A 26,146-nucleotide genomic window follows, 5' to 3' on the forward strand; every position below is an offset into this window, starting at 1 on the left:
AGGGCTGTTCCCGCTCGGTGGGACAGCCCTTTTTTGAGATTAAAGATAGTAGAAACAGGTTAGAACGATCGAGAAGACAATCAGCCCAGTGCCCGACGTGAGAAAAAGCGAGGTTCCGATTCGTACGAACGACTCTTTTTTTTCCTCGAAAGCAAGGTCGTTAGCTTGAACGATATCACTGTCCATCATGCGAGGTTTGCGGAAAAACATCCCTTTCAGTTGCTTGAAGCCACGCAGAAAAATCGTGAAAAATCCAGAACGTGTCACGACGGCAATACTCCCTGCGATCAACAGGAAAAGCCCGATTAAAAAGCTCTGGTTAATCAATGGCACCAACGTATCGGCTTGTATGGTAATCCCTAAAATCACACTGCAGATCACGGAGAGAGCGAGTAGGAGAATGAGCCATTTTTTCAACGAAGAAGCACGTCCTTTTTATAGTGTGGGTGCAATGCTCTCTGCTTCCCGCAAAAAGGCTTGAACGGCAGGTGGGGCTTCACGAAGCGAACGTACAGCCAAGCCGATTTGCCGAGAGAGAGGCGGCGTGATTGGTATGACAGCGACATCGGGTAGTTGCGCTGGTAGAGTCAGTGACGGAACGACTGTCACCCCAACACCGCTTTCTACCATGGCCAAGATCGTTGTATGATCAGCGACTTCATAGGAAACATTTGGTGTAAGCCCAGCCTTGGCAAATTCCGCGCCAATCAACAAGTGACAGCCCGCCATGGGCATGAGAAACGATTCGCGGGCTAATTGCTCCAAGGTCAGCGCGGGCTCTTTTGCCAGGGGATGATTGGCTGGCACGACAGCCTGCAGGGCGTCTGTCGTTAGCAAAATTCCCTCCAGCTCGTCATCGGGCCACACATGAAAACCGACATCGACAACCCCCGAGACAATCCATTCTTTTATTTCTTGATAGCTTCCTTCATATAGCTTTGTTTGCATATGCGGATAGTGACTTTCTACCGACTTTAGCAATTTTGGCAGGATCTGAGCAGTTATGCTGGGAAAAGAAGCAATCCGGAGCGTTGCCTCCACATGCTCGTTTGATTCGGCAGCCACCTGTTTAATCAGTGAGACGTTTTCCAATATCGTCCGGGCAGAGGCGACGATTTTTTCGCCAGCTGCGGTCAGCTTAACACCGCTGCGATTGCGGGTGAACAAGGATATGCCGAGCTCTTTCTCCAGTGCGCCGATCGTATGACTGACACCCGACTGGCTTAAACCGATTTGCTCTCCTGCTCGTGTGAAGTTGCCAGTGTTGGTGACAGCCACAAGGACTTCCATTTGAAACAAAGTCATGGAGCTCTCCTTTCATGAAGTTTTTATCATGGTTGGTATGCGAAAGCTTCATTTTACAGCGCGGTTGCCTCATTTTATGATGAAAAGCAAGAGAAGCATTCGTTTAAGAAAAGGAGAGAAACAACCATGAATCATGTGAGCGTATATCATGTGGACGCGTTTACGAAAGAGCCGTTTGCAGGCAATCCCGCGGGCGTCATCCCGGAAGCAGGTACTTTGACTTTACAACAAATGCAGAAAATTGCCAATGAGTTGAATCTTCCTGAGTCTGCCTTTTTGATGCCATCCGACCATCCAGGAGCAGATTTTCGCATTCGCTACTTTTCTCCTTCGGTTGAGATCGATTTCTGCGGCCATGCGACAGTGGGTTCTGCTTGGCTATTGGCGACAGAACGCGGATGGTTGGAAAAGGGTAGCCGTATTGTGTTTGAGACAAACGTCGGTTTGATTCCTGTTCAATTGGTGAAGGAGGATGGCCAGTTACAGCGAGTGGAAATGACCCAAATCAAGCCTTCTGTGCAGGAGATTGAATTAGACAGCGAAGAGGTAGCGAGGCTGGTTGGCATAACATTGCCCGATCTGGATGATCGCTATCCGATGAAGCTCGCTTCCACTGGCAATAGGCATCTGCTCGTTCCGGTTCGCACTCGTCAGGCAATCGATGCAGCGCAGCCATTGCTTTCTTCGCTGGCAGAAATGAACAGGGAACACGGCATCACAACCACCCATTTGTTTACGTGGGATGCTCCTGAAGGCTATGACTTGTATACGAGGGATTTTGCGCCTGCGATTGGGATTGCGGAAGATCCGGTAACAGGTGCTGCAAACGGGGCACTGGCTGGCTATCTGGCATTGGAAGAGTTGATTCCTGCTGGCAAAGTAACGCAACTCGTCATAGGGCAAGGACATGCGATTGGTCGGCCAGGAAAGCTGTATGTAACGGTTGATCGATCTGGAGAGGAGCCTGTTATTCGTGTAGCGGGTGAGGCGCATTTGACGATTGCGGGACAGATGAGGGGATAAATAAGGAAAAGAGAAAGGCGTTCTTGTCTAAGAACGTCTTTTTTTGTCTTTATTTCCTGTTGATCCAATATAAGGAATTCATTATAATTCAAATTGTGTGTTTAAGGAATATTTCAATAATTTTACCTGTACTTATTTTCTTGCGGTTTTGAATCGGTATGGGGGAGGGAGTCTTAGAGATGAACAGTACATTCATCCGTTCCATTCGTATTTGTAACGTATTTATCCTACTCTCTTTACTGTTTTTGCAAATGGTTCCTGAGCAGGTGCGTGCAACGGAAAAAAGCAAAACATACTTGATTGGTTTCAAAGACAGTAAACGAACAAAAAGGAGCGCCATTCAAGGAACATCTGTGCAACAACTCAGCTCCAAAATTATGGTAGCTACCTTAACTGAAAGCGAGAGGGAGGAATTATCTCAAGATCCAAATGTAGCGTACATGGAGGAAGATAGTGACACTGAGTTGGCAGAGATCGACCTGGCAGAAAAACAGGAGATCCCTTGGGGAGTCGAGCACGTAGGAGCACTTCAGGCCCATAGCAAAAATTACGTGGGTAAAAATGTCAAGATAGGAATTTTGGATACAGGCATTTCTCGTCATGAAGATTTGAAAGTGAGTGGCGGCATTTCCTATGTAGAAGGTGAACCTGATTATGATGATGCCCACGGTCATGGTACCGCTGTGGCTGGGGTGATTGCCGGTAAAGACAATCATCTTGGAATTGTAGGAGTCGCACCCGAAGCGGAAATCTATTCGATCAAAGTTCTTGATGAAAATGGTCATGGCAAGTATTCGAGTATGATTCAGGGAATAGAATGGGCCATCCAAAATGGCATGAATATCGTCTCGATCAGTGCGGGTGGGGCCGTGGACAGTCGCGCATTGCATGACCAGATAAAAAGAGCAAATGAGCATGGAATTCTGGTCATTGCAGCAGCGGGCAACCGAGGTCTTGGGGAGGATACCCAATTGTTCCCGGCACAATATCCCGAAACGTTGTCGGTAGGTTCCGTTGATCGGGATAACCAGCGTGCTGATACCTCCAGTGTAGGAGCAGGTTTGGACCTGATGGCTCCGGGCGTGGACATTTTAAGCACTTCCCTTCACAAAGGATATGAATTGCGTTCGGGTACTTCTTTAGCTGCTCCTCACGTGGCTGGTGCCGCGGCCGTCAATTGGTCGAAGAAGGGAAAGGCAACCAACGATGAAGTCCGGGATATTTTGGTCGAGAGTGCAACACCTCTTGGGGAGCCACGTTTTTATGGCAAAGGGCTGGTGAACCTGGAAAAAGCTTTGGAGTTAGGGAATACAGATACTCTCGGGATTCAGGCGATTGAATCTTCTCCTAACGAGCTGGCTATTTCCGTAGGGCAAAGCTATCCATTGAAGATCAAGGCGAAGCTGACAGATGACACGACCAAAGACATTACCGAGGAAGCGAAATATGTCAGTAACGATGAAAAAATCGCGACAGTAAAGCCAACAGGACTGGTGACTGCGACTGGCATTGGTGAGACGCGATTGGTCGTAACGTTTGAAGACAAGACGATCGAAATCCCGGTAGTGGTTAGTGAAAATGTAGCTTTGACCCCACGTGGCGGTCTTGATAAGCCAGAAAATGGTGAATTAATTGTCGGTGCGTATGAGCTGAAGGGATGGTACCTAAATCCCGCAGGCGTTTCCCAAATCAGTATCATGGTTGATGGCATAAAGGTTGGGGAGGCAACCTATGGTGACCCCAGACCCGATATTGAGGCCAAGTATCCAGCGTATCAAAATGGAAACGCAGGTTTTCATTTTAACCTGGATACGAGAGAAATGAGTGTAGGTTTGCATACAATTACGCTTGCCATTCAAAACAAGAATGGTGAGCAGACAGTTATCGAAGGAAATACGTTCTATATTGGCAATAAACAGCCGGTAGAGGGTCTTCATGCAGATGTTTCCAAGCTGGAACTAACGGCCGAGAATACTCATCAGCTCGTTGTTTCTACGATTCTCGAAGATAAAACGCTAAAAGATGTCACGATGCTGGCTGAATACACTTCTTCGGATGAAAATATCGTAACGGTATCTCCAACTGGTTTCGTAAAAGCAACAGGAATGGGAACAGCGAGTGTGACGATTCGCTATGAAGGACAAACCATCACGATTCCTGTCACGATCCAGGAAAAAATCGCGCTCATACCGCGTTGGGAAGTAGAGAGTCCAGCCGATCACTCTACAATGACGGGAGCCTCTCTCATTAAAGGCTGGTATTTAGATCCGGCAGGTGTAGCAAAGATCGAGGTTCATGCAGATGGGAAATTGGTCGGGGAAGCTCTTTACGGGCAATCGCGACCGGATATCGCGCAGGCGCACCCGGCTTATCAAAATGCTACTTCTGGTTTTCAGTATTTTTTGGATACGGCCCAAATGACGGAAGGGCAGCACACCATTACGGTGATGGCTGTTAATCAGGAAGGCAAAGAGCAAGTCCTGGCAGAACGTCCCGTGTCTATCGAGCGTGCACAACCAGCCAAGAGTATAGCTGCAAATGTAAGCAAGGTCGAACTATCACAAGGGAATACACAGCAGCTTACCGTTTCGGCTGTTTTGGAAAATGACCAAATCAGAGATGTAACTAGAGAAGTGAAGTACACCCTCGAGGATTCTACAGTTGCCAGCATCTCCAATCACGGAATCATCACGGGTCTTCGGATCGGACAGACCACGGTGATTGTCGACTACCAGGGACAAGTGCTGACGATACCGATCTCGGTAAAAGCTGCTGCTGGAGTGTCCCAAGGGGGATTGGACAGTCCTCTCGACAATGCGACGATTAGCGGAGTCTACCCTGTAACAGGCTGGTTTATCGCCTCAAGCGGCGTCTCGAGCATTGAGGTGTTGGTGGATGGCGTTGTAATCGGGGAAGCCACGTATGGAGTTCCGCGTCCCGAAATCGAGATTATGGATATTTCTTTACCAGGTAGCAACGTTGGATTTCATTACAGCCTCGACACAGGCCTTTTCCAGAAAGGAAAGCATACCATTTCTGTTCGCGGAACAGCCAAGGATGGCAATCAAACGATGCTGGGGTCAAGAACCGTACAGATGGTTGAATTACTCCCGGCCATCGGATTGCACGTAGATATCACCGAGTTGCAGCTTTCTCAAGGAAAGACACATCCACTCACTGTCAAAGCAGAATTGGAGGATCAGAGCAAGCAGGATGTGACCAGGCTAGCCATATATACCGTAGAAGATCCATCTGTTGCAAAAGTGAGTCCAGACGGCGTAGTTACGGCTCTGGCGCAGGGCAATACGAGTCTTACGATCAAATACGGAAATCAGAATATCAAGACACCAATCGTCATTACAGCAGCAGAAGTACGAAAGGCAATCGGCGAAATAGAAACGCCAGCAAATGACGCGATTATCAATGGAACGTATACGATAGCGGGCTGGTTTTTGCATCCTTCTACGCCTACTCGTTATCAGGTCGTCCTTGATGGAAAAGAAGTCGGACAAGCCAATTCAGGAATAGCACGACCTGACATTGCCCTGCTGCATCCAGACTATAAGAATACGCATGCTGGATTCAGCTATACGGTGGATTTGTCCGAGTTGCAATCCGGCCATCACACGGTGACTGTTGTAGTGACGGATAGCGAAGGAAAACAGTACCCGTTGCCAGAGAAAAGCTTCGTGGTTGGAGAAGTAGCTGCGGCGGATAGTTTGAAGCATACGGAAACGGGCATTAGCTTGGCAAAATCGTCGATGCAGAAGCTACAAATTACCGCAACTACCGCTGGTCAAAGTCCAAGAGATGTGACTGCGCATGCCGTATATTCGTACGAGAATGCCAATGTGATCCACGTGAGTCCACTGGGGATCGTCACAGGACTCGAAGTAGGAATGACCAAGATTGTTGTCAGTTATGGAGGTCAGACCCTAACCATTCCAGTGGTTGTGACGGAAACAGATTCTGGCCCACTGGTTGCAAAAGGACAAATCGACATTCCGATAGACAAAGCAGAAATTGGAGGAACCACAACGATTCAGGGATGGCTTCTTGATCCCGATGGTGTAGCCAAAATAGAAGTGTTGGTGGATGGGCAGCTACAAGGAACAGCCGTATATGGCGGACCTCGTCCTGACATTTTCACCCTGTATCCGCGGTATGAGAATCCAAATGCAGGATTTCAGTATCTGCTCCATACAATGAGCTTCAATGAAGGCGAGCACAAAATAACTGTACGAGTAACCAACAAAAAGGGAGTAGAAAGTCTCGTCTTCGATAAAGAAGTAACAGTTGGCCCCGTAACAGGGATTACTACCAATCTCCCCAAAATTGATCTTGAGAAAGAAAAGACCGTTTCTCTCACTGTGGTTGCCTCTTATCGGGACAAGAGTACGAAGGACGTAACAGGTGCAGTCACCTACGCGATTCAAGACCCAGCCATTGCAAAAGTAGACGCTACTGGTGTGATAACGGGTCTAGCGCCAGGGAATACCGTTCTGTCCGTCACTTATGCTGGCATTGTTCAGCAAGTGCCTGTTCATGTGAAGGGCGGCGCTTTGATGGCGACAGGTGCGATTGATGCTCCAGGAGAGAATGAACAGATTAGTGGAAGCTATAACCTAACAGGCTGGTTCATGACCTCCGGTGAAGTGGAAAAAATCGAAGTGTTAATGGATGGCGTTGCGTTGGGTGAGGCGAAATATGGACTGGATCGCCCGGATATTTTGCGAATGTACACAGAGGCACCTCCTGTAAAACCAGGTTTTTCGTATCTTTTGGAAGTGAATGATCTGGACTTGGGACAGCATCAGCTGACTGTAGTGGTTACGGAAAAAGACGGGAAACAGACCAGCATGGAAAAGGCGATCACGATTGTGAAGCCGATTCACGACAAATACACCTATTGGCTGCAATTTTCAGATCAGCAGGGCAAGGACAATTGGTCTTACCAAGAGGTGTCAGGGGATCGTCATGCTGATTTGACGTGGAACAAGCAAACAGAAGAATGGAAGAGTCATCACGATACGGCCATCGGGAATACATGGATAAGAGTTGGCAGCTCAAACCCTGTCATCAAATGGGAAGCGCCACGATCAGGAAAAATACAGGTTAGCGGTTGGATTTCCAAAATTCAAATCGATGAGGGCGATGGGGTAAACGTCCGATTGCTGAAAAACGATGAACAAATTTGGCCGTCCACTGGCTGGCAATCTATCGAATTCAACGATGAAATTGGTGTGGAAATTCAAGAAGAACTTGAGGTAGAGCAAGGAGATGCGCTCTTGTTTCAAGTGGATCAAAAAGAAAGCAGCCTCGGGGATTTACTTAAATGGACACCTGAAATTACGTACGTGAGCAACGCCGTTAACGATAATGCGTCTCCCCAAATTTATTTGACCTCTCCCGCTGTGGGAGCAGCAGTCTCTATCGTTGATGGCAAAGATGTTGTCGCGATATCAGGTTTTGCCATGGACCCGAATATAGGAGATCAGGTAAACATTTGGTACCAGCTGGATGATGAAGATCCACAAGAGTTGACGAGATTTACGGCTTCGGAAAAGCACCAACCATTTTTGTTCAACCTACCCACCCATCACCTAAAGCCGGATGTTTTGTATTCTCTTCGGGTCTGGGCAGTCGATCAAAAATCAGGAAGATCACTCAGTGAAAAAGTAGACTTCACTTTGGACATGAGAGCGCAAGCCGAAAAGGAAGACATTGTGGTTGTCGCAAAGTGGACATCTCCGAAGGATGGAACCGAAATTTCAAAAGGAGAAAAGGTTTCACTGACTTGGGATTACGCAAGCTACGGTGGGCACTCCAGTAAAATCGAATCGCAAGAATTGCTCATTTATATTAGCGAAGGTGGGCATGTCACCTCAACGATCCGCGAAAAATTGACAGGCACAGCACGTTCCTACGTGTTTGATACAAGTGTGATCGAGAAAAATGCCCGAGTGGAAGCACGAATTCGCTCGATTATGCCGAAGACGCCTGCTTATGTTTATGGCGGCACTGCGAAGTTGAATTTCAGTGTTCTGGCTGCCAATCAAGCACCGGTCGTATCCAGTACGGAGTTTGTCACCTTGGACAGAGGGCTTACAGGAACCATCAACTATACACTCAATGAAAATGATGTCACGGACAAAATCGTTTCGACAAAATTACGAGTAGGTTTCACACCAGGTGGAAACGAGCTTGGTGAAAAAGAGGAGCTGATCCCGGAGGCTTCCCAGAACAGACAAGTTGTGAGCAGGTACTCCTTCCCCCTTGCAAAAGAGATGCTGCACCAGACCATTTACTGGACAGTGCAGGCGCAGGATAACCGGGGAGCTTGGACACCAGCGGTTAACTATTCCGTTCGACTGGAAGAAGCACTTCCGAAAATCGTGATCTACACGCCGGTTGCCAAGAGAGTGATGGACCTTGATGACATCTTTATATTGGATGGAACATACACGAAGCTTACTTCTGGAGAAACGATTGAAGCCAAAGTGTCCTCCTCTCATTCCGCCAAAAAATTCACAACAACAGGAACAACCGGTCAGTGGGAGCTGAATTGGACGGGGAGGGAAATCGGATCGGGCACGTATGAAAATATCCAGGTGACAGATCCGACTGTAGTCTATTACTACGGAAGCTTAACGGTGGAAGACAAGCCGGATGCACCAAGCATCGTTAACGCAGAGGCAGAAACCAATTCACTCAAAATCTATTGGAGTCCGTCTGTAGGTGCCATTGACTACGGCATCCAGATCGATGGCGGTGGTATCAAAAAAGTGGGCGATGTTACCAGCCATACGATCACGGGCCTTCAGCCTGCGCGTGTGTATACCATCAAACTTTGGGCGTATACTTCAGCCGGGATTAGCAGTTACAGCAGTTCGATTACGGTTGAAACGAAACCAGCAGAAAGCAATTTTAATGGAATGGTCGAGAACAGCCCGGTGCGGATGTATTTCCCTGCAAATGAGGCGAAATACATGAAAATCGTTGCCGGAACAAATGGAGCGTATTCATTCACGTTAAACAACGATTCGGGTTTACCAGCAAATGCAACTATCTCCGTCTATAAAGCGGCCAGCTTGCAGGCACATGAGGAGATTGCGGCGGGAGCGAATGGAAGAGTCAACCCCGTGTTTGTTGCAGGAAAAACCTATTATGTAAAAATTGTCGCTAATGATTCTATTTACGCTACGCTTCTGGCAAAGCCAGGGGGAGAGGCTTTTACCTTCAACCAACCAAAGGAAATTACGCTTCAGCCCGGTCAAACAGTAGAGATGATCATGAATACAACCATTCCTGGCAAGTATCGTATGATGACACAATTGAAAAACCAAACAAATAAATATCCGGTTGTCACGGTACTGTCCAATGGAAATGCCGTAACACCAAAAGAAACGCCAACTCCTTCAGAAATCAATTATGAGCTGGGGATGGGCAGCTACACGATCAAATTGAGCAATACCGAGAGTGATCCAGTGAGTGTTTCCTTTACCGTTTTTGCTCCCCTCCCTGGTGGGACTCTTTATGAGTACGTTTACGATCAAAACAATCGGATTAAGGCGATTAAAGAAAATGGCGTAGAATCCGTCACCTTCATTCATGATGAAAATGGAAACATGTTAAAAAGTGTCAAGCATGCAGTGACGCTTCCACCAAAAGGAACCGTACTACATGTGGATCAGGAGAAGGTGGAGGTACGAGCTGGTAGCACGCGACCGATTAAGGTCACAGCAACACTGGAGGACGGCAGTACGCTGGATGTAACAACACAAGGCCTTTACTCGGTGGTAGATTCTCGGGTTGGATTTATCGTGAAAGGCGTTGTGCATGGGATGAATCCTGGAACAACAGAGGCCAGGGTGTTTTACGGCGGACAGTTTAAAACGATAACGATTACGGTTGTACCCTAATCCATGTTCATGCAGTCCCCCCTTCGCATCATGGGGGGACGAATATCTCTAACGGAGGCATTATGAAACATTTTTCCATAAAATCACTCATGATCGTTGTGCTTTGCCTTGCATTATGCACAACGATGTTGCCGCTTGGAACGACGTTCGCAAATGAATCCTCCCCCGTGTCCATCTCTCATGTAACCTCAGGTGAGAAAGCAGTAACACCAGACACGGCAATCGAAGAGATTCAACAATCCATGGGCGAGTCAATCACCAATGACAAAGGAGAAGTAAAAAATCCAATCGAGTACACGGAAACGGATATTTCTTCGCTTACATGGACGCAGCTAGAGACTGACACTGTTTTTGACATTCATCGCAGTTTTGACAGAGCATTGTTAAAATTCGCAGCCTATTTCTATTCCGAGCTGCTGCAATTACTAACAGCAGAAGAACAAGAAGAAGTCAAACGTCTTTCCTCTGAGCAGATTATCACCCAATTCGAGAATCTGAGTCAGGAAAGCAAAGACCTCTTGCAGCGGTTAACTCCTCTCGTTTTATCTAAAATCAATGAATTGAAACAACTGGAAGAACAGATGGAGGTCCAATCCACTACTCCACCCCCGGTAAAATACACCGAAAAGGATCAGGAGTTTCGTTTTGCTCGTTCAAAAACAGAGCAATCCGTCGATGATCTATACCGTGCTGCGAACCTGGTCGAGCAAGATCTCTACTTGCCAGGAAAGCATGGACTGGATCTGGACATAAAACGCAGATACCACTCCCTGAGCAGTAAAATCAGTGCGCCAAGCTGGGATGAGGACTTTTCCAAGAATGAAGCACTGAAGTCCAATGAGAAATTTGCAACCGGCTGGGATTTTAATATGCCCAGATTGGATATTGTCACCCGGGAGCAGGCCGTAACGGTAAGGGACGACCCCTATAATCCAGGTCAACAAATTTACTCTACCAAAGTAGACAAAGATCCATCGAGTAATCGGTATTACATTACTTTAGAGGACGGCACATCTTTAGAATACCGGTTCAACAAGTTTGTGAATTATCCGTATCAAGACATCTTCTTCACGATTGACGATGTGAATCGGAAGTACACGCTGCATTACCGCAATTTGAAGTACGAGTTTGATGTCACGTTGGGAACGGTCGTCAAATCCAATATTTATGGGGACACGATCAAGTACAACCTGAATAGCGATGGAGAGCCGGTGAGCATAGAAGACAGTGTCGGCCGTTATGTGGTGCTGAAACGAAAGCAAAACGACACCACGCAGGATTTGATTGTCTACAAAGACAAGACAGAGACCACCGTACTCAAGCACATTCGCTACCATTTTGAACGAAAGCTCGCATTGAGCGGTTACCATCAGCTTGTTCGCGTAGAAGTCCTGCCGACAGCAGGGAGCGGAAGCAGCGCATATACAGTGGCCCGGTATGCCTATCATGATCCCAAAACAAAGGGCATTGCCTATTTCAATTTAAACAAAAACTATACGCTGGAAAAGCTGCCTACAGATCAAGCCCTACAGGATTCAGCGAAGTTCTGGGAGTCCGATGTAGCGAAACGCTCGGAAATCGATTACTTGCTCATGCAAGAAGCGTTTTATCCCTTGCAGGGCTTAAAAATCAATTACGATTACCGCCCCTATCAATTAGGTCAAACTACCTTCAATGACGGACTCGTACGAATTTTTCAAGACAAGCATGCCTTGAGCTATGTATCCTACCATCCTGTCAATAAAGTATCGTACAGCTATACACAGAAAACACCGAGCGGTACAAATACGTATAAGCTGGAAAAGAGCTATACAGATAACGGCAATTTCCGTGAGGTATGGAAGGTGCCAAAGGAAAAGCTGCCCAGATTGAAGAATTTTGCGGATCGACATGGGGATACCATTCATGTCACCGAATCAGAGGCATCCCGTTACACGAAGAATTCCATTTACAAGGTCAATCAAGACGGAAATCCTTTGCTGAGAAGTGAGAAAACGACAGGCATTAGTAAAGGCGGAACAAATGTATCTGGCGCGAAGTACCGGGTCGAGTATAATCCCACTACCTACACGACCTACGCCTACTCCGGTCGGAATACAAAGCCGACGTATCAGTACGTTTTTCTCGAACCGACTTCGTCCGTTAGCGATCTGGATGTGTACAATCACTACCTGAAAGACCCGAATGTTTCCAAGCGTGCTCAGTATGCTGCCAAGATCAACAATTACGCACAAGAGACGTATTTGGAATACAACCATTATGGACAACTGATCAAGCAGATTGCGCCAGACGGGATTATGAGTACATGGACATATGATGAGGTGGCGCTGAATCCATGGGGCTTCCGGACCTTCTCCGTATTGAAGGCAGCCCGAACGCAATCTACGACAGCATCCGGTGATCCTTACTATTCGAATACCACCTTTGAGTACAACGATCAATATTTGCTTCGGAAGGAAACGGAGATCAACTCGTTCCCTGCCAATTTAATCAATACACCCAAGAGTCAATCGGTTGAACGGACCTACGAGTACACAAACAAACAGCTTTATTCGATAACGGAGAACTTTGGCGGAGGAAAAACACGGACGCAGACCTTTACCGCTTATGATCAATACGGAATTCAGCCTACGCAGATCGCACTCGCCGGAGTGGAGCTGGAAAGCGGAAAATCGGATGTGCTGAATTTTTCCTACGAAATCGATGACAAAGGCCAAATCAAAAGTCAGACCTATCCGAACGGAAGCAAGGCTACCTATGAATACGATGAGTTAGGAAGACCTCTTTCGGAGACTTTTCATAATCAAGGCGCAAAACGAAGCATTACGTATGTCTATCGGGACGGCGAAGCTTCTGGGGCGACGACAGAGGGACCGGGCATCGTGGAGAAAATTGCACCGGATTCATCGAAGCTCATCACCTACTACACCCCATATGGAGATACGGCCTATCAAGAGCAGGTAGGCACAACAGGTACGAAACGTCCCTTGGTAGAAAACGAGTTCACGCCGGATGGGTTAGAGGTTAGCCGCATGGTTCCTTTTGGGAAGCAGGGGGAAAGCACCTCGTATCTGTATGACTGGGATGGCTTTTTGTATCAAACGACGAATGCACTTGGAACTACCAAGAATCATCGAAACAATGCCTACTCGGATGGATCGAAATATTTGCCGCGCTTGACGGAACAAACGCTCTCTCCCAATGGGCTCATCGTAACCACCTATCGCGACTTGTATGGAAGAGTGGAGAGCACAGAGGAGACGACCCAAAGTGGCAGTCACCATCGCGAGACAAACTATCAGACTGATCGATTCGGGAAAGTAACCCATAAAGAAATCTCTGACGGCAAGACTTCCCAAGCGTGGAGTATGCGCTTCGATCATAACGACAATCTCGTATATTTGCAGGACCCGGAAAATAACGTAAACGTATATGGCTACGATACGCTAGGCAATCTCACCAGTGTTCTGGAAAATGGCACGACTACGGCAGAATATACCTACAATAGCTTGGCATGGAAGCTCTCCGAGAAGAATCCGGAAACGAGAGCAGAGACGTACACCTACGATAAAAGCGGTCTTGTGAAGAGCTACAAGGACAAAAACGGCGTCACGTTCAACTACGACTATTCGCCTTTCCATGAACTGACGAAAGTTTCTTCTGGTACAGCCTTCTATGAAGAGCGCGTGTACGATCCACAGTCTGGTCTACTTCTGAGCGAAAATAATCACATCGGAAACTCTATCAGCTATGGCTACGATGGATTCCATCGGAAGAATCGCCAGACGATGATGGGCAAAGACTACCAGCTTCTTTATTCAGACAATGACGATTCGGTAGATACACTTGTATACCCTGCACGAAGTGCGGTATCTGGTTCTGCCCCATCTCTTAGTGTCGGGTACACCTATGACAACGCGAACAGATTGAATTCGGTGGCGATTCCAGGAGTCGGAACGACCACGTACACGTACGATATCAGCAACACAGGTGAAACCAATGCTGTATCGTATCCGGGACAACCGACAGCGATGCAGCAATCGGTCAGCTCATTCGGTGAAAAAACAGCCTTGAATCACGCGGACGGCTGGAACGAGACAAACGGCTACGATCTGTTTGGGAATATCACGAGTCAAAAGCGCTCCGGTACGAATTATGGATTGTTTGTGTACGACAAGCTTTCCCGGATCAAGGAAGAATCGGTTGAAGGAAACGTTAAGCAGTATGCCTATGATAAGCGCGGCAACCGCCAAGTGTATGCCAATGCTCCTGGTAATATCTTAAGTTCCTATGAAATGAAGCACGATTTATTTAATCGTTTGCAGGAGTATAAGGACGAGAAAGGGACGACGACGTACACGTATTATCCAGGTGGACTGCGGGCGACGAAGCAACAGACTGGTAGTGTGACGGATACGACCAATTACGTTTACCTGAATGGGCAAGTCATTGAAGAGCTCACGCAGGATGGCAGGGTCAAAGCGCGGAATGTGTTTGGTAACCAGTTGATTTGGAGGAAAGACTACGCGGCGAATCTTGAAGGTACCTACTATTACAACAGCCACGGGGATGTTGTTAAGCTCAAAGACCCGAACGGCAACGTCCTGAATACGTATGACTATGACATTTGGGGTAACTTGATCGCGGATAAGGTCAAGGAGACGATGTCTAACCCGTTTACGTATGCGGGGGAGATGTTTGACAAGGAGAGCGGGTTTTACTACCTGCGTGCCCGGTATTATGATCCGAAGATAGGGAGGTTTATCTCGGAGGATACGTATAAAGGGCAAGTGGATAATCCATTGTCGATGAATCGGTATACGTATACGCATAATAATCCGTTGAGGTTTGTTGATCCGAGCGGTCACGTCGTTGAAGAAGGAACGGGCGGAATCGGTGGCTTTACATCACAAAAAGCAGAGTACATGCATTGGGCAGGGGTTGCTGCAAGGAAGGCATACGAACAGGGGATAGAGCCAGAAGATGCAGTAAGAATGTATGTACCAACGCATTTACAGGAGGAAGTTCTTTCGACAGCTGTCGTAACATTTAATACTGCGGTTTGGGTGAATCATGGAGATGCTCCCGATTTAGGATTGGCAGCTTCTACCACCGGTGCATTAGCAGCGGGGACGTTGAAAAATACGTCTAAAGGGATGGGGAAGGTTTCCGGTATGCCACCTATCGTTCAATCTCGAATAAATATCAGTAATGATGGATGGAAGCATGTTGTAGACAGGCATTTTTCAAATAAGAATGCTTCAAAGTTCACAATAACACAGGACGAACTTCGCTCACTTTTATCCAGCAAAGATATAGTAAAATCATCAGTAGTAAGAAGTATCGACAGCTCAGAAGGAGTTCGATACGTAAGAGTGGTCACATTAGACAAGTCAATTGGACTGGATAAATTTAATAATTTCAAGCCCACTTCTACAATGACTATTCTAACTGATAAGCATGGTAATTTGGTAACAGCATTCCCTGGGTTGCTAAAATAGTTAGTGAAATGAGGGTGAAACGTGAAATTAATTGGGAGTAAATTGGAACAAGAAATAAGGGAGCAACTTAATAAATCGAATCAATCACTATTTAAGAGTGAAGAGAAACGAAGACTACTTGAAGTGATTAAAAGTTCATATCCGGAAATGAATACAGCTTATATTGTTCATTGGATACCCGAGCAAGGGGAAGATATTTATAAGATTTTAATTAACGATAGCATTATCGCAGAAGTTGAATTAGATCGCTATAACGAGCTTGAACCAATTGTTGCAACTAAAACGATTACGCAATATTTACAAGGCCTTAGTAAACAGTGTCGAATTACGTTAGCGGTTGCTCTTGATTTGGCGAAGCAAGACTTAAAGAATGTGGAATAGGCTGGACCGAAAGACCGTACAAAACTGAAAGGCAATAAAAATGTATTGAAGCATGGTCAGCATTTTGGGATGCAATTACTGGTTTAGTTGAGTTACTTGAAAGAATGGTATTTAAGGGGTGGGGATAATTTATTGACTAATCTCCCAGTTGGTGCTGATATTCTAAAAAAGAGACTGGAAGATATGAATATACAATACCCAAATACTTTCGTTGAAATTGAATATACGTAACACCAGACCCAAACGAGTAATCTAAGCTCGCTTGGGTCCTTTTTTGTCTATCTCAGAATCTATCTGCTAATGAACATGAACTGCTCTAGGTAGTAGGCCATTAGAGCAAGACTGACCTGCAAGTCAAAAAAAACATACTCTAACTTGGAAATCCCTTCTGCTATTCAGCAATATTGGCTGACTAGTAATTTGTTAGTCAAAACATATTGGTAAGTTCCTATTGATCCAATATCAGGAATTCACTATAATTCAAAATGCTGTTTAGGTAAAATTTACATTTTTTATTTGCACTTATTTTTAGGAAGGAGATGAAGAGTAACTGGCTGGCTTGAAATATTTTTAAAAAGGAATGATACCAAAGCTCAACACAATTATGACAAGGAGTTACAGGAATGAACCCTAGATTCATCCGCTCAATCAGTCGTTTCAATGTATTCCTACTGCTAGCTTTATTGTTTTTGCAACTTATCCCAGAGCACGCTATCGCAAGCGCTAGTAGTAAAACGTATTTAATTGGTTTTAAAGAAAGCAAGAAAACAAAAGTGAGGGCGATTCAAAGATCATCTGTCCAGCAACTTAGCACGAAAGTGATGGTTGCTCAATTAACAGAGAGTGAAATGGAGGTAATGTCTCAGGACGAGAATGTAGCCTATATTGAGGAAGATAGTGAAATAGAGTTAGCAGAAACAAACAGAACAGAAAAGCAGGAAATTCCGTGGGGGATTGAGCACATAGGGGCAAATCAAGCTCACGAAAAAAATTACAAAGGCCAAAACATCAAAATTGGAATTATTGATACAGGTATATCCAATCATGAAGACCTCCAAGTAAAAGGAGGCATTTCCTATGTAGAAGGAAAATCAGATTTTGATGATGAGCACGGGCATGGAACTGCGGTGGCTGGTGTTATCGCTGGTAAAGATAATGATGTTGGAATTGTTGGTGTTGCGCCAGAAGCTGAAATCTATGCCATCAGAGTCCTTGATGAAAAAGGTCACGGTACATATTCCAGCATGATTCAGGGGATTGAATGGGCGATACAGAATGACATGAACATCGTTTCCATTAGTGCTGGTGGTAGAATTGACAGTCAAGCGCTACACGACCAGATAAAAAGAGCGAATCAACAAGGGATACTGGTTATTGCAGCAGCAGGCAATCGAGGAATGGGTGAGGATACCCAGTTGTATCCTGCGAAATATGCTGAGACATTGTCCGTCGGTGCGATAAATCAGGACAATCAACGGGCTGACTTTTCAAGTGTTGGTAGTGGGTTAGACCTGATGGCTCCTGGCGTTGATATTCTAAGTACGTCTCTCCATGGAGACTATGAGCAACGTTCAGGCACTTCTTTAGCAGCTCCTCACGTAACCGGTGCAGCAGCTGTTATTTGGTCGAAAAAGGGTGGAGCCACCAATCGCGAAGTGCGTGATAGTTTAGTCGAGAACGCAACACCTTTAGGGGAATCACGTTTTTACGGAAAAGGGCTTGTAAACCTAGAGAAAGCGCTGGGACTAGGGGATGAAGACTCCGCAGAGATTACCTCACTGGAATCGACGCCGAACGAATTGCGACTTTCCGAAGGTGAAAATTATCAACTGAAGATTACGGCGAACATGACAGATGGCAACACCAGAGATGTCAGCAAAGAAGTTACGTATACGAGCAAAGATGAAAAAATTGCTACGGTTACATCTTCAGGGTTCGTCACAGGAAGTGGAATAGGAGATACGCAACTGATCGCTGAGTTGGGTGACAAGACGATTGAGATTCCGATAGTCGTGACGAAGAGAGCTCCTTTGATACCAATAGGGGGGCTCGACACCCCCGAAAAAGGCGAGTTAATCAGTGGTACGTATACCATTAAAGGATGGTATCTCCATCCAGACGGGGTATCGAAAATCAGTATCCTGATTGATGGTACGAATGTGGGAGAGGCATCTTATGGCGACCCGAGACCAGATGTTGAAGCGAAATATCCATCTTATCAGAATAGCAATGCTGGATTTCACTATCAACTGGACACTGGGAATTTAACGGCAGGCACACATAGCATTACGGTGGAAGTTCAAGATACGAATGGACAACAAACCGTCATTGATGGAGCGACATTCTACATTGGTGACGTGGAGCCGTTGAATGGTCTGCATGCTGATGTAACCAAGCTGGAACTAACGAATGAAGGTTCCCATCAGTTGGTGGTATCTACTGTTTTAGAAGATAACACCCTGAAAGACGTTACAAGTCTTGCAGAATACGGTTCATCAGATGAAAGTGTCGTAGCAGTAGACGCTACTGGGCTTGTAAAAGCAACGGGGTATGGAACGGCGATTGTGACCATTCGATATGAAGGTCAATCAATCACGATCCCCGTTACGATCAAAAAGGATGAGCCACTGATACCGCGTTGGGATTTAGAGGCGCCAACAAGTAATTCCATGATGACTGGCGTCACACTCATCAAAGGCTGGTACCTGGATCCATCAGGTGTTTCCAAGATAGAGGTTCATTTTGATGGAACAGTAGTGGGGGAGGCTTCTTATGGGCATACCCGACCTGATATTGAATCCTCGTATCCACAATATCAGAATGCTAAAGCCGGATTTGAGTACTCCTTAGACACAACGCAGCTAATGGAAGGGCAGCACTCGATTAAGGTAACGGCTGTCAATAAAGACGGCGCTGAACAAGTTCTGGCAGAGCGAGCTGTTTTCATCGGTCGTGCTGAACCGGCAACAAGTATTGTGGCAAATATAAGCAAGGTAGATTTGATACAAGGGAATACACAGCAATTATCCATTTCTGCTGTTTTACTGAATCAACAAACGAAAGATGTGACGAGAGAGGCTCAATACACGATTGAGAATCCTGCGATCATTAGCCTTTCAGATAAAGGTATCGTTACGGGAATTGAAGTCGGTCAAACCAATATCATCGTGAAATACCAGGAACAAACGCTTACGATACCTGTTTGGGTCAAAGCAGCAGGGGCTCTGGCTCGGGGAGGCATTGACAGTCCCGCAGAAAATGCATTAATCAGCGGTGTTTACCCTGTCACAGGCTGGTTTATTGACTCTACTGGTGTTGAAAAGATTGAAGTACTGGTCGATGGAGCCGTAAGTGGTGAAGCAACCTATGGCATTTCTCGTCCGGAAATAGAAATTATGGATGCTCCCAAACCGGATGGAAACGTAGGGTTCCACTACAATCTCGATACAGGGAAATTGCGGGAAGGCACACATACTCTTTCTGTTAGAGGAACAGGAAAGGGTGGAAATCAGGTAATGCTGGGGAACAGAACGATTCAAGTCGTTACCTTGCTACCAGCAATAGGATTAAAGGCAAACGTTACAGAGCTAATCGTTCCTCAAGCAAAAACACATCAAATGACTGTCATGGCGGTATTGGAGGATCAGAGTAGTCAGGATGTAACCAAGTTGGCTCTATACAACATAGAGAATTCTTCTGTCGCAAAGGTGAGTACAGATGGCTTGGTCACGGCTCTAGCCCAAGGAAGTACGAGTCTCACCGTAAAATATGGGGATCAAAGTATCAGCATTCCTATTACCGTTACGGAAGCGGAAGCACTTAAAACCTTGGGAGAGATAGAAACGCCTGTAAATGGTGCTACTGTTAATGGCACCTATACGATTTCAGGCTGGTTTTTACATCCTTCTGCTATCTCAGACTATAGGGTTGTCATTGACGGGGTAGAACATGGGAAAGCAAAATCGGGCCTTGCTCGACCGGATATTGCCCTGCTTCATCCGGAATATACAAATACGCAAGCAGGATTCAGCTATACCGTTGATCTGAACGAGCTGCAACCGGGTAATCATACCGTTTCTGTGATCGCAACGGATAGCGAAGGAAAGCAACATCCACTACCAGAAAGAAATTTCGTGATTGGAAAAATTGCTCCAGCCATTAGTCTGCAAAATACAGAACCAACTATTAGCGTAGCAAAAGACGCTATGCAGAAACTGCAGATTACCGCCAGTTTTGAGGGTCAACAATCAAGGGACATTACAGGGGAAGCTGTTTATACAATAGAAGATCCGAATGTCGTATATGTCAGTCCGCTGGGAATCGTAACAGGGCTGAAGGTTGGAATGACAAAGATTCATGTGAATTACGGGAATCAGTCATTGGTGATTCCAGTTGTTGTCACAGAATCAGAAGCAGGCTCGCTTGTTGCCAAAGGGCAAATGGATATCCCAAAAGAGGGCACAGTTATTGGTGGAATCACAACCATACAGGGATGGATTTTGAATCCAAGCGGTGTGTCCAAAATCGAGGTTCTAGTGGATGGACAATTGCAGGGAACCGCTGTTTATGGCGGACCTCGTCCAGATATTTTCGCCATGTATCCACTCTACCAGAATGCAAATGCTGGTTTTCAGTATCTACTGGATACGTCCTTGTTTGCGGAAGGGAATCACAAACTGACCATAAAAGTAACGGATAAAGCGGGCGCGGAGAGTCTCGTGCTGGAAAGTAACATCATCATTGGTCCCGTTACGGGAATCACAGCTAATTATTCCGAAGTTACTTTAGAAAAAGACAAGAGCGTAGCATTCACGGTCGTTGCATCTTATCGAGATAAGAGTACCAAGGATGTAACGGGAGAAGCGACCTACACGATCGATAATCCATCTATCGCCAAAATAGATGCAACAGGACTACTAACCGGGCTCTCATCAGGAAGTACAGTGCTTACCGTGTCTTATGTTGGCATAGTCAAGCAATACCCTGTCACTGTAAAAGGCGACGTCTTGGTAACAGGGGGCGCCATTGACACCCCGCAAGATAACGAACTGATCAGTAGGAATTACAACATGACGGGATGGTTCGTTTCTTCTGGTGAAGTGGAGAAAATCGAGGTTTTGATGGATGGAGATAAGCTGGGCGAGGCGAAATATGGGCTTGAACGACCAGATATGAAGCGCAAATACCCAGACGCACCACATCTAAAACCAGGCTTCTCCTATCTGTTGGAAGTTGACCAGATGGAAGTAGGGGAACACCAATTACAGGTGCTGGTCACAGAAAAAGACGGGAAGCAAACCAGTATGGAGAAGACTATCACAATTGTTGAACCCATACACGACACGTATGCTTTTTGGCTGCAATTTTCTAATCAGCAAGGACAGAACAACTGGTCCTATCAGGAGGTAAGCGGAGATCGCTTCACGGACTTGGAGTGGGACAAAGCTGCCGAGGAATGGAAGAGTAATCAAAACGAGACGGCAATCGGAAACACGTGGATAAAAGTCGGGAGCTCAGATCCTGTCCTGAAATGGAAGGCACCGCGTTCAGGACGAATTCACGTTAGCGGTTGGATTTCCAAAATCCAAGTGGAAGAGGGAGACGGAGCCAACGTCCGACTACTGAAAAATGATGCTCAAATTTGGCCGTCCTCAGGCTGGCAATCGATTGACTTTAACGATGAGATTGGTGTGGAAATTCAGGAGGAGCTTTCGATTGAAGAAGGAGACGCACTGATTTTTCAAGTCAACCAGAAAGAAAACAACATTGGGGATCTTCTAAAATGGACACCTGAAATCACCTACATAACGACCGAGGTGAACGATAATTCTGCTCCCCAAGTTTATTTGATTTCACCCGTGGTAGGGAAGGCTGTCACTACTGTTAATTCAGAGGATGTCATCATCATATCAGGGATTGCGATGGATCCGAACATCGGAGACCAAGTTCATATTTGGTATCAGCTAGATGAAGAAGATCCTCATGAACTGACTCGTTTTACGGCGTCTGAGAGCGCAAATGAATTTTCGTACAACTTGCCCATCAGCAATTTGAAACCAGATCATCTCTACTCACTTCGTGTCTGGGCAGTCGATCAGAAATCCAGTAAATCTCTCGTCGAAAAAGTCGATATTAGCTTGGATATGAGAGCGCAAGCTGAAAAGGACCCGATAACCATTTCTGCGAATTGGAAATATCCGAAAGATCGAGCAGAAATACCAAAAGGGCAGTCGATTACGTTGGATTGGGACTACTACAACGGTAAAGGGTATCCAAGTTATATAGCCTCGCAAGAATTAATCATTTATATCAGCGAGGGCGGGCATGTCACTTCTACAAAACGGGAGAAATTAACAGGTACAGCCCGTTCTTATGTATTTGATACAAGCTTTATACAAAAAAACGCCCTCATTGATGTGCGCCTAAAAGCGGTAATGAAGAGCGACGCCCCGAAAATCCTTGAAGGCAGTACCGCTAAATTGGAGTTCTATCTATTAGCCACGAATCAAGCACCTATCGTCGTAAATACAGAGCTTGTCATCATGGATAGTGGCCGCACGGGGTTAATTAATTATTCGCTTAGAGATAATGATGTTTCAGACAAAATCGTATCAACAAAATTAAGAGTGGGACTGACTCCAGGCGGAAACGAGCTGGGTGAGAAACAAGAGCCGATTTCCGAATCGAACCAAAATGGGAATGCGTCCGGCAGATATTTTTTCCCCATCACAAAAGAAATGTTGTATCAAACCGTATATTGGACGGTTCAAGCTCAGGATAATCGTGGTGCATGGACTACACCAACGAATTACACATCCCGATTGGTAGATGCTCTCCCGAAGATCGTCATTTATACCCCTGGGGCAAAGAGGGTCATGGACATTGATGAGACCTTTACCTTGGAAGGGGTCTATACCCATCTTCAAGCAGGCGATGTCATATCTGGCAGGATGAATCGTCTTAAAAATCCGCAGGAATTTACTACTACTGGTAGCTCAGGTCAGTGGAGCCTTAGCTGGAGGGGCAGGGATCTTGGAGAAGGCACCTATCCGAACATCGAAGTTTCCAATCGCGGCGGTTTTGTAGCGGTTTATCCTGGAAGCTTGACTATCGAGAAGAAACCAGATGCCCCAAATAATATTAGTGTAGAGGCAGATACGAATTCTCTTAAAGTATTTTGGAGTCCTGTCGCAGGCGCAACAGACTACGGCATTCAAGTAGATGGCGGAGGTATTAAGCGGATAGGTAATGTGTCCAATCATACCATCACGGGCCTACAACCGGCGACCGTTTATACAATTAGACTTTGGGCGTACAATTCATCCGGTACTAGCAGCTATGGCAGCGGCTCGATCACGGTCCAAACGAAACCAGCAGAAAGCAATTTTAATCTGTTGGTAGAGTATAACCCGGTACGGATGCATTTTCCTACCAACCAGGCAAAATACTTTAAAATCACAGCGAAAACGAGCGGAGTTTATCAGTTCACGTTAAATAACGACTCGGGATTAGCGGCAGATGCAAATATATCTGTTTATAAAGGGGCGAACTTGCTGGATCATGAGGAGATCTCTTCAGGAAGTAATGGTAGAGTGAATCCAGTATTTGCTGCCGGAAAAACGTATTATGTGAAGATTGTAGGAAAAAGTGCGTTTTACGCTACGCTTCTGGCAAAGCCAGGAGGCGAAGCCTTTGTTTTTAATCAGCCAAACGATATCACGATTCCAGGTGGACAAACGGTAGAAATCGCCATGAATGCTATCATTCCTGGAAAGTATCGCATGGTTACGCAGTTGAAAAATCCAAGTCAGAAGTATCCTGCTGTAACGGTCTATTCCAATGGGGTTCAAGTGTCACCGAGGGAGAAGCCAAGTGCAGCTGAAGTCATTTATGATTTGGCAGCAGGTGCCTATACGATTAAGTTGACCAATACAGAAAGTAATCCAGTCAATGTATTATTTACCGTTTTTGCTCCAGCGGCTGGGGGAACGGTTTACGAGTATGTATACGATCAAAACAATCGAATTAAGGCGATCAAAGAAAATGGAATCGAAAGCGTCATTTTCTATCATGACGAGAACGGAAATATCACAAAAAGCGTAAAGCAAAATGCATCTACACCACAGAAAGCCAAAGCCTTAAGTCTTGATCTGGAGAAGGTGGATGTATCACCCGGTAACTCCAAATCGATCAAGGTCATGGCAACGTTGGACAACGGGAGTCAGGTAGATGTAAGCGCGCAGGCTGTATATGTCGTGGAAGATCCTTCGGTTGCCTATATCAACAAGGGGATTGTGTATGCGGTGAACGGCGGGACGACGAAGGCCAGGTTGTATTTCGGAGGGCAGTCGAAGACATTAGCCATTACGGTTGATGCACCTTCTGTTCATTTGACATCGATCAGTCTTACACCAGGACAATCAACGATAACAGAAGGCCAAATCCAACGCTTGTACGCATCCGCTTATTACTCAGACGGTAACAGCAAAGATATCAGCAGCGTTGCCAGCTTTGACACCTCGAATGCATCTGTTGCGCAAGTAAGCAGCCAGGGTGTCGTAACGGGTATCAAAGCAGGAACAGCGACGATTACCGTTTCTTACGATGGTAAAAATGCATCCAGCCAGATAACTGTTCAAGGGGCTACCATTCAGGAAATAAAAGGAACCCCAGTGCAAGTGTCGCTGGTTGCAGGTGGTACTCAACAGCTTAGTGTAACGGCCACTTACTCAAACGGGGCCGAAGAAAATATTTCAAGACAAGCCGTGTATTCAAGTAGTAATGCCAATGTTGCATCAGTTGATAGTGGTGGACTGATAACAGCACTTTCGCCAGGAGCTACGCAGGTCACGGTAAGCTACGGTGGGCAAAGTACGATTATTCCTGTTACGGTTTCAGGAAATGTTATCTCCCTAGTGTCTTTGGCGGTTACGCCAGCGACAGTGAGCATTGGCAAAGGAGCCAACCAGCAGTTGGAAGTGAAGGCGACCTACAGTGATAACAGCCAAACGATTGTAACGAATCGGGCGACTTATCAGAGTTCGCAACCTGCTATTGCCAGTGTTGGAGCAAGTGGGTCTGTTACTGGGGTGGCGGTCGGATCAGCTACTGTAACCATAACTTTTGGTGGGAAAGTAGTTACCGTTCCTGTTCAGGTAACAGAGACACAAGAGCCTGTGCAGAGCTTGTCTGTTACACCAGTCAGTCTGAACATGTTGGTTGGGAAGACGCAGCAGCTACAAGTTACAGCGACCTATAAGGATGGCAAGAACATGGATGTTTCGGGGAAAGCAGTCTACTTGCCAGGAGATGCCACAGTGGTAACCGTTGATGCAAACGGAGTGGTTATGGCTGTTAAGGCAGGTAGTACGAACATCACCGTTTCCTTTGGGGGAGCAAGTGTGGTTGTGCCTGTTGTTGTTTCAGCAGAAATTCCAGTTCAGAATATCAAGGTTGTACCGGGGGACATCACTCTTCAAGAGGGGACAACACAACAATTAAATGTGCTATTGAAGCTTGCGGATGGTACTGAAGTAGATGTAGCGGATAAATCATTGTTTACAATGGCAGATCCATCTATAGCATCTGTTTCTGCAAGTGGTCTCCTCACGGGAATAAAAGACGGAATCACCTCAGTAACCATTGACTATTTGGGAACCAAGGTAAACGTGAATGTAAAAGTAGTACAAGTATTGAAAGAAGAAAAGATGAAACGCTTGTCCGCAGGTGGAGCACATACATTGATGGTGAAAGAAGACGGAAGTGTATGGGCATGGGGGCAGAATGAAAAAGGGCAGTTAGGAGATGGAACGGTACAGGATCGGACGACGCCAATAGAAAGTATGCTGGTGATCTCTGCACAGCAACTCGTAGCGAGTCCGGAGACGGTTTTACTGCCAATCTCACAAAGCAAACCGTTGCAAATCACGGCGACCTATGCAAACAACAGTACACAAGATGTCACGACACAGTCGACGTATGAGAGCAGTAACCCAGCGGTAGCAACGGTAGATG

Annotated in this window: 7 protein-coding genes; 5 read left to right on the top strand and 2 right to left on the bottom strand. The window is 46.1% G+C overall.

Annotation, left to right across the window (positions count from 1 at the left end):
* Positions 1-39: 39 nt before the first annotated feature.
* Positions 40-417, bottom strand: coding sequence for a DUF3899 domain-containing protein (locus KB186_RS25750; protein WP_173608531.1), 378 nt, complete (start codon positions 415-417; stop codon positions 40-42).
* 18 nt (positions 418-435) lie between these two features.
* The gene (locus KB186_RS25755; RefSeq protein ID WP_232774663.1) at positions 436-1,305 is read right to left on the bottom strand and encodes a LysR family transcriptional regulator; all 870 of its coding nucleotides are present in this window, start codon (positions 1,303-1,305) and stop codon (positions 436-438) included.
* 126 nt (positions 1,306-1,431) lie between these two features.
* On the opposite strand from KB186_RS25755, the gene KB186_RS25760 reads away from it, so the two are divergent.
* From KB186_RS25760 to KB186_RS25780, 5 genes are all read left to right on the top strand, one after another.
* Positions 1,432-2,328, top strand: a complete 897-nt coding sequence (locus tag KB186_RS25760) for a PhzF family phenazine biosynthesis protein (RefSeq protein WP_232774664.1) — start codon at positions 1,432-1,434, stop codon at positions 2,326-2,328.
* Positions 2,329-2,507: 179 nt separating this feature from the next.
* Positions 2,508-10,250, top strand: a complete 7,743-nt coding sequence (locus KB186_RS25765; RefSeq protein ID WP_232774665.1) for a S8 family serine peptidase — start codon at positions 2,508-2,510, stop codon at positions 10,248-10,250.
* 62 nt (positions 10,251-10,312) lie between these two features.
* Entirely contained in the window at positions 10,313-15,751 is a 5,439-nt protein-coding gene (locus KB186_RS25770; RefSeq protein ID WP_232774666.1) for an RHS repeat domain-containing protein, read from the top strand.
* A gap of 21 nt (positions 15,752-15,772) precedes the next feature.
* Complete coding sequence (locus KB186_RS25775; protein ID WP_173608527.1) at positions 15,773-16,132, top strand: hypothetical protein; 360 nt, start codon at positions 15,773-15,775, stop codon at positions 16,130-16,132.
* Positions 16,133-16,755: 623 nt separating this feature from the next.
* Positions 16,756-26,146, top strand: a 9,391-nt coding sequence (locus KB186_RS25780; protein WP_232774667.1) for an Ig-like domain-containing protein, incomplete at its 3' end; no start/stop codon positions are given.

This window comes from Brevibacillus sp. AF8 (assembly GCF_021270385.1).
Lineage (GTDB): Bacteria > Bacillota > Bacilli > Brevibacillales > Brevibacillaceae > Brevibacillus.

What these genes read in the sequence shown, in the direction of transcription:
- KB186_RS25755 (WP_232774663.1), bottom strand. Translation starts at nt 1,305, where the DNA reads ATGACTTTGTTTCAAATGGAAGTCCTTGTGGCTGTCACCAACACTGGC.
- KB186_RS25760 (WP_232774664.1), top strand. Translation starts at nt 1,432, where the DNA reads ATGAATCATGTGAGCGTATATCATGTGGACGCGTTTACGAAAGAGCCG.
- KB186_RS25765 (WP_232774665.1), top strand. Translation starts at nt 2,508, where the DNA reads ATGAACAGTACATTCATCCGTTCCATTCGTATTTGTAACGTATTTATC.
- KB186_RS25770 (WP_232774666.1), top strand. Translation starts at nt 10,313, where the DNA reads ATGAAACATTTTTCCATAAAATCACTCATGATCGTTGTGCTTTGCCTT.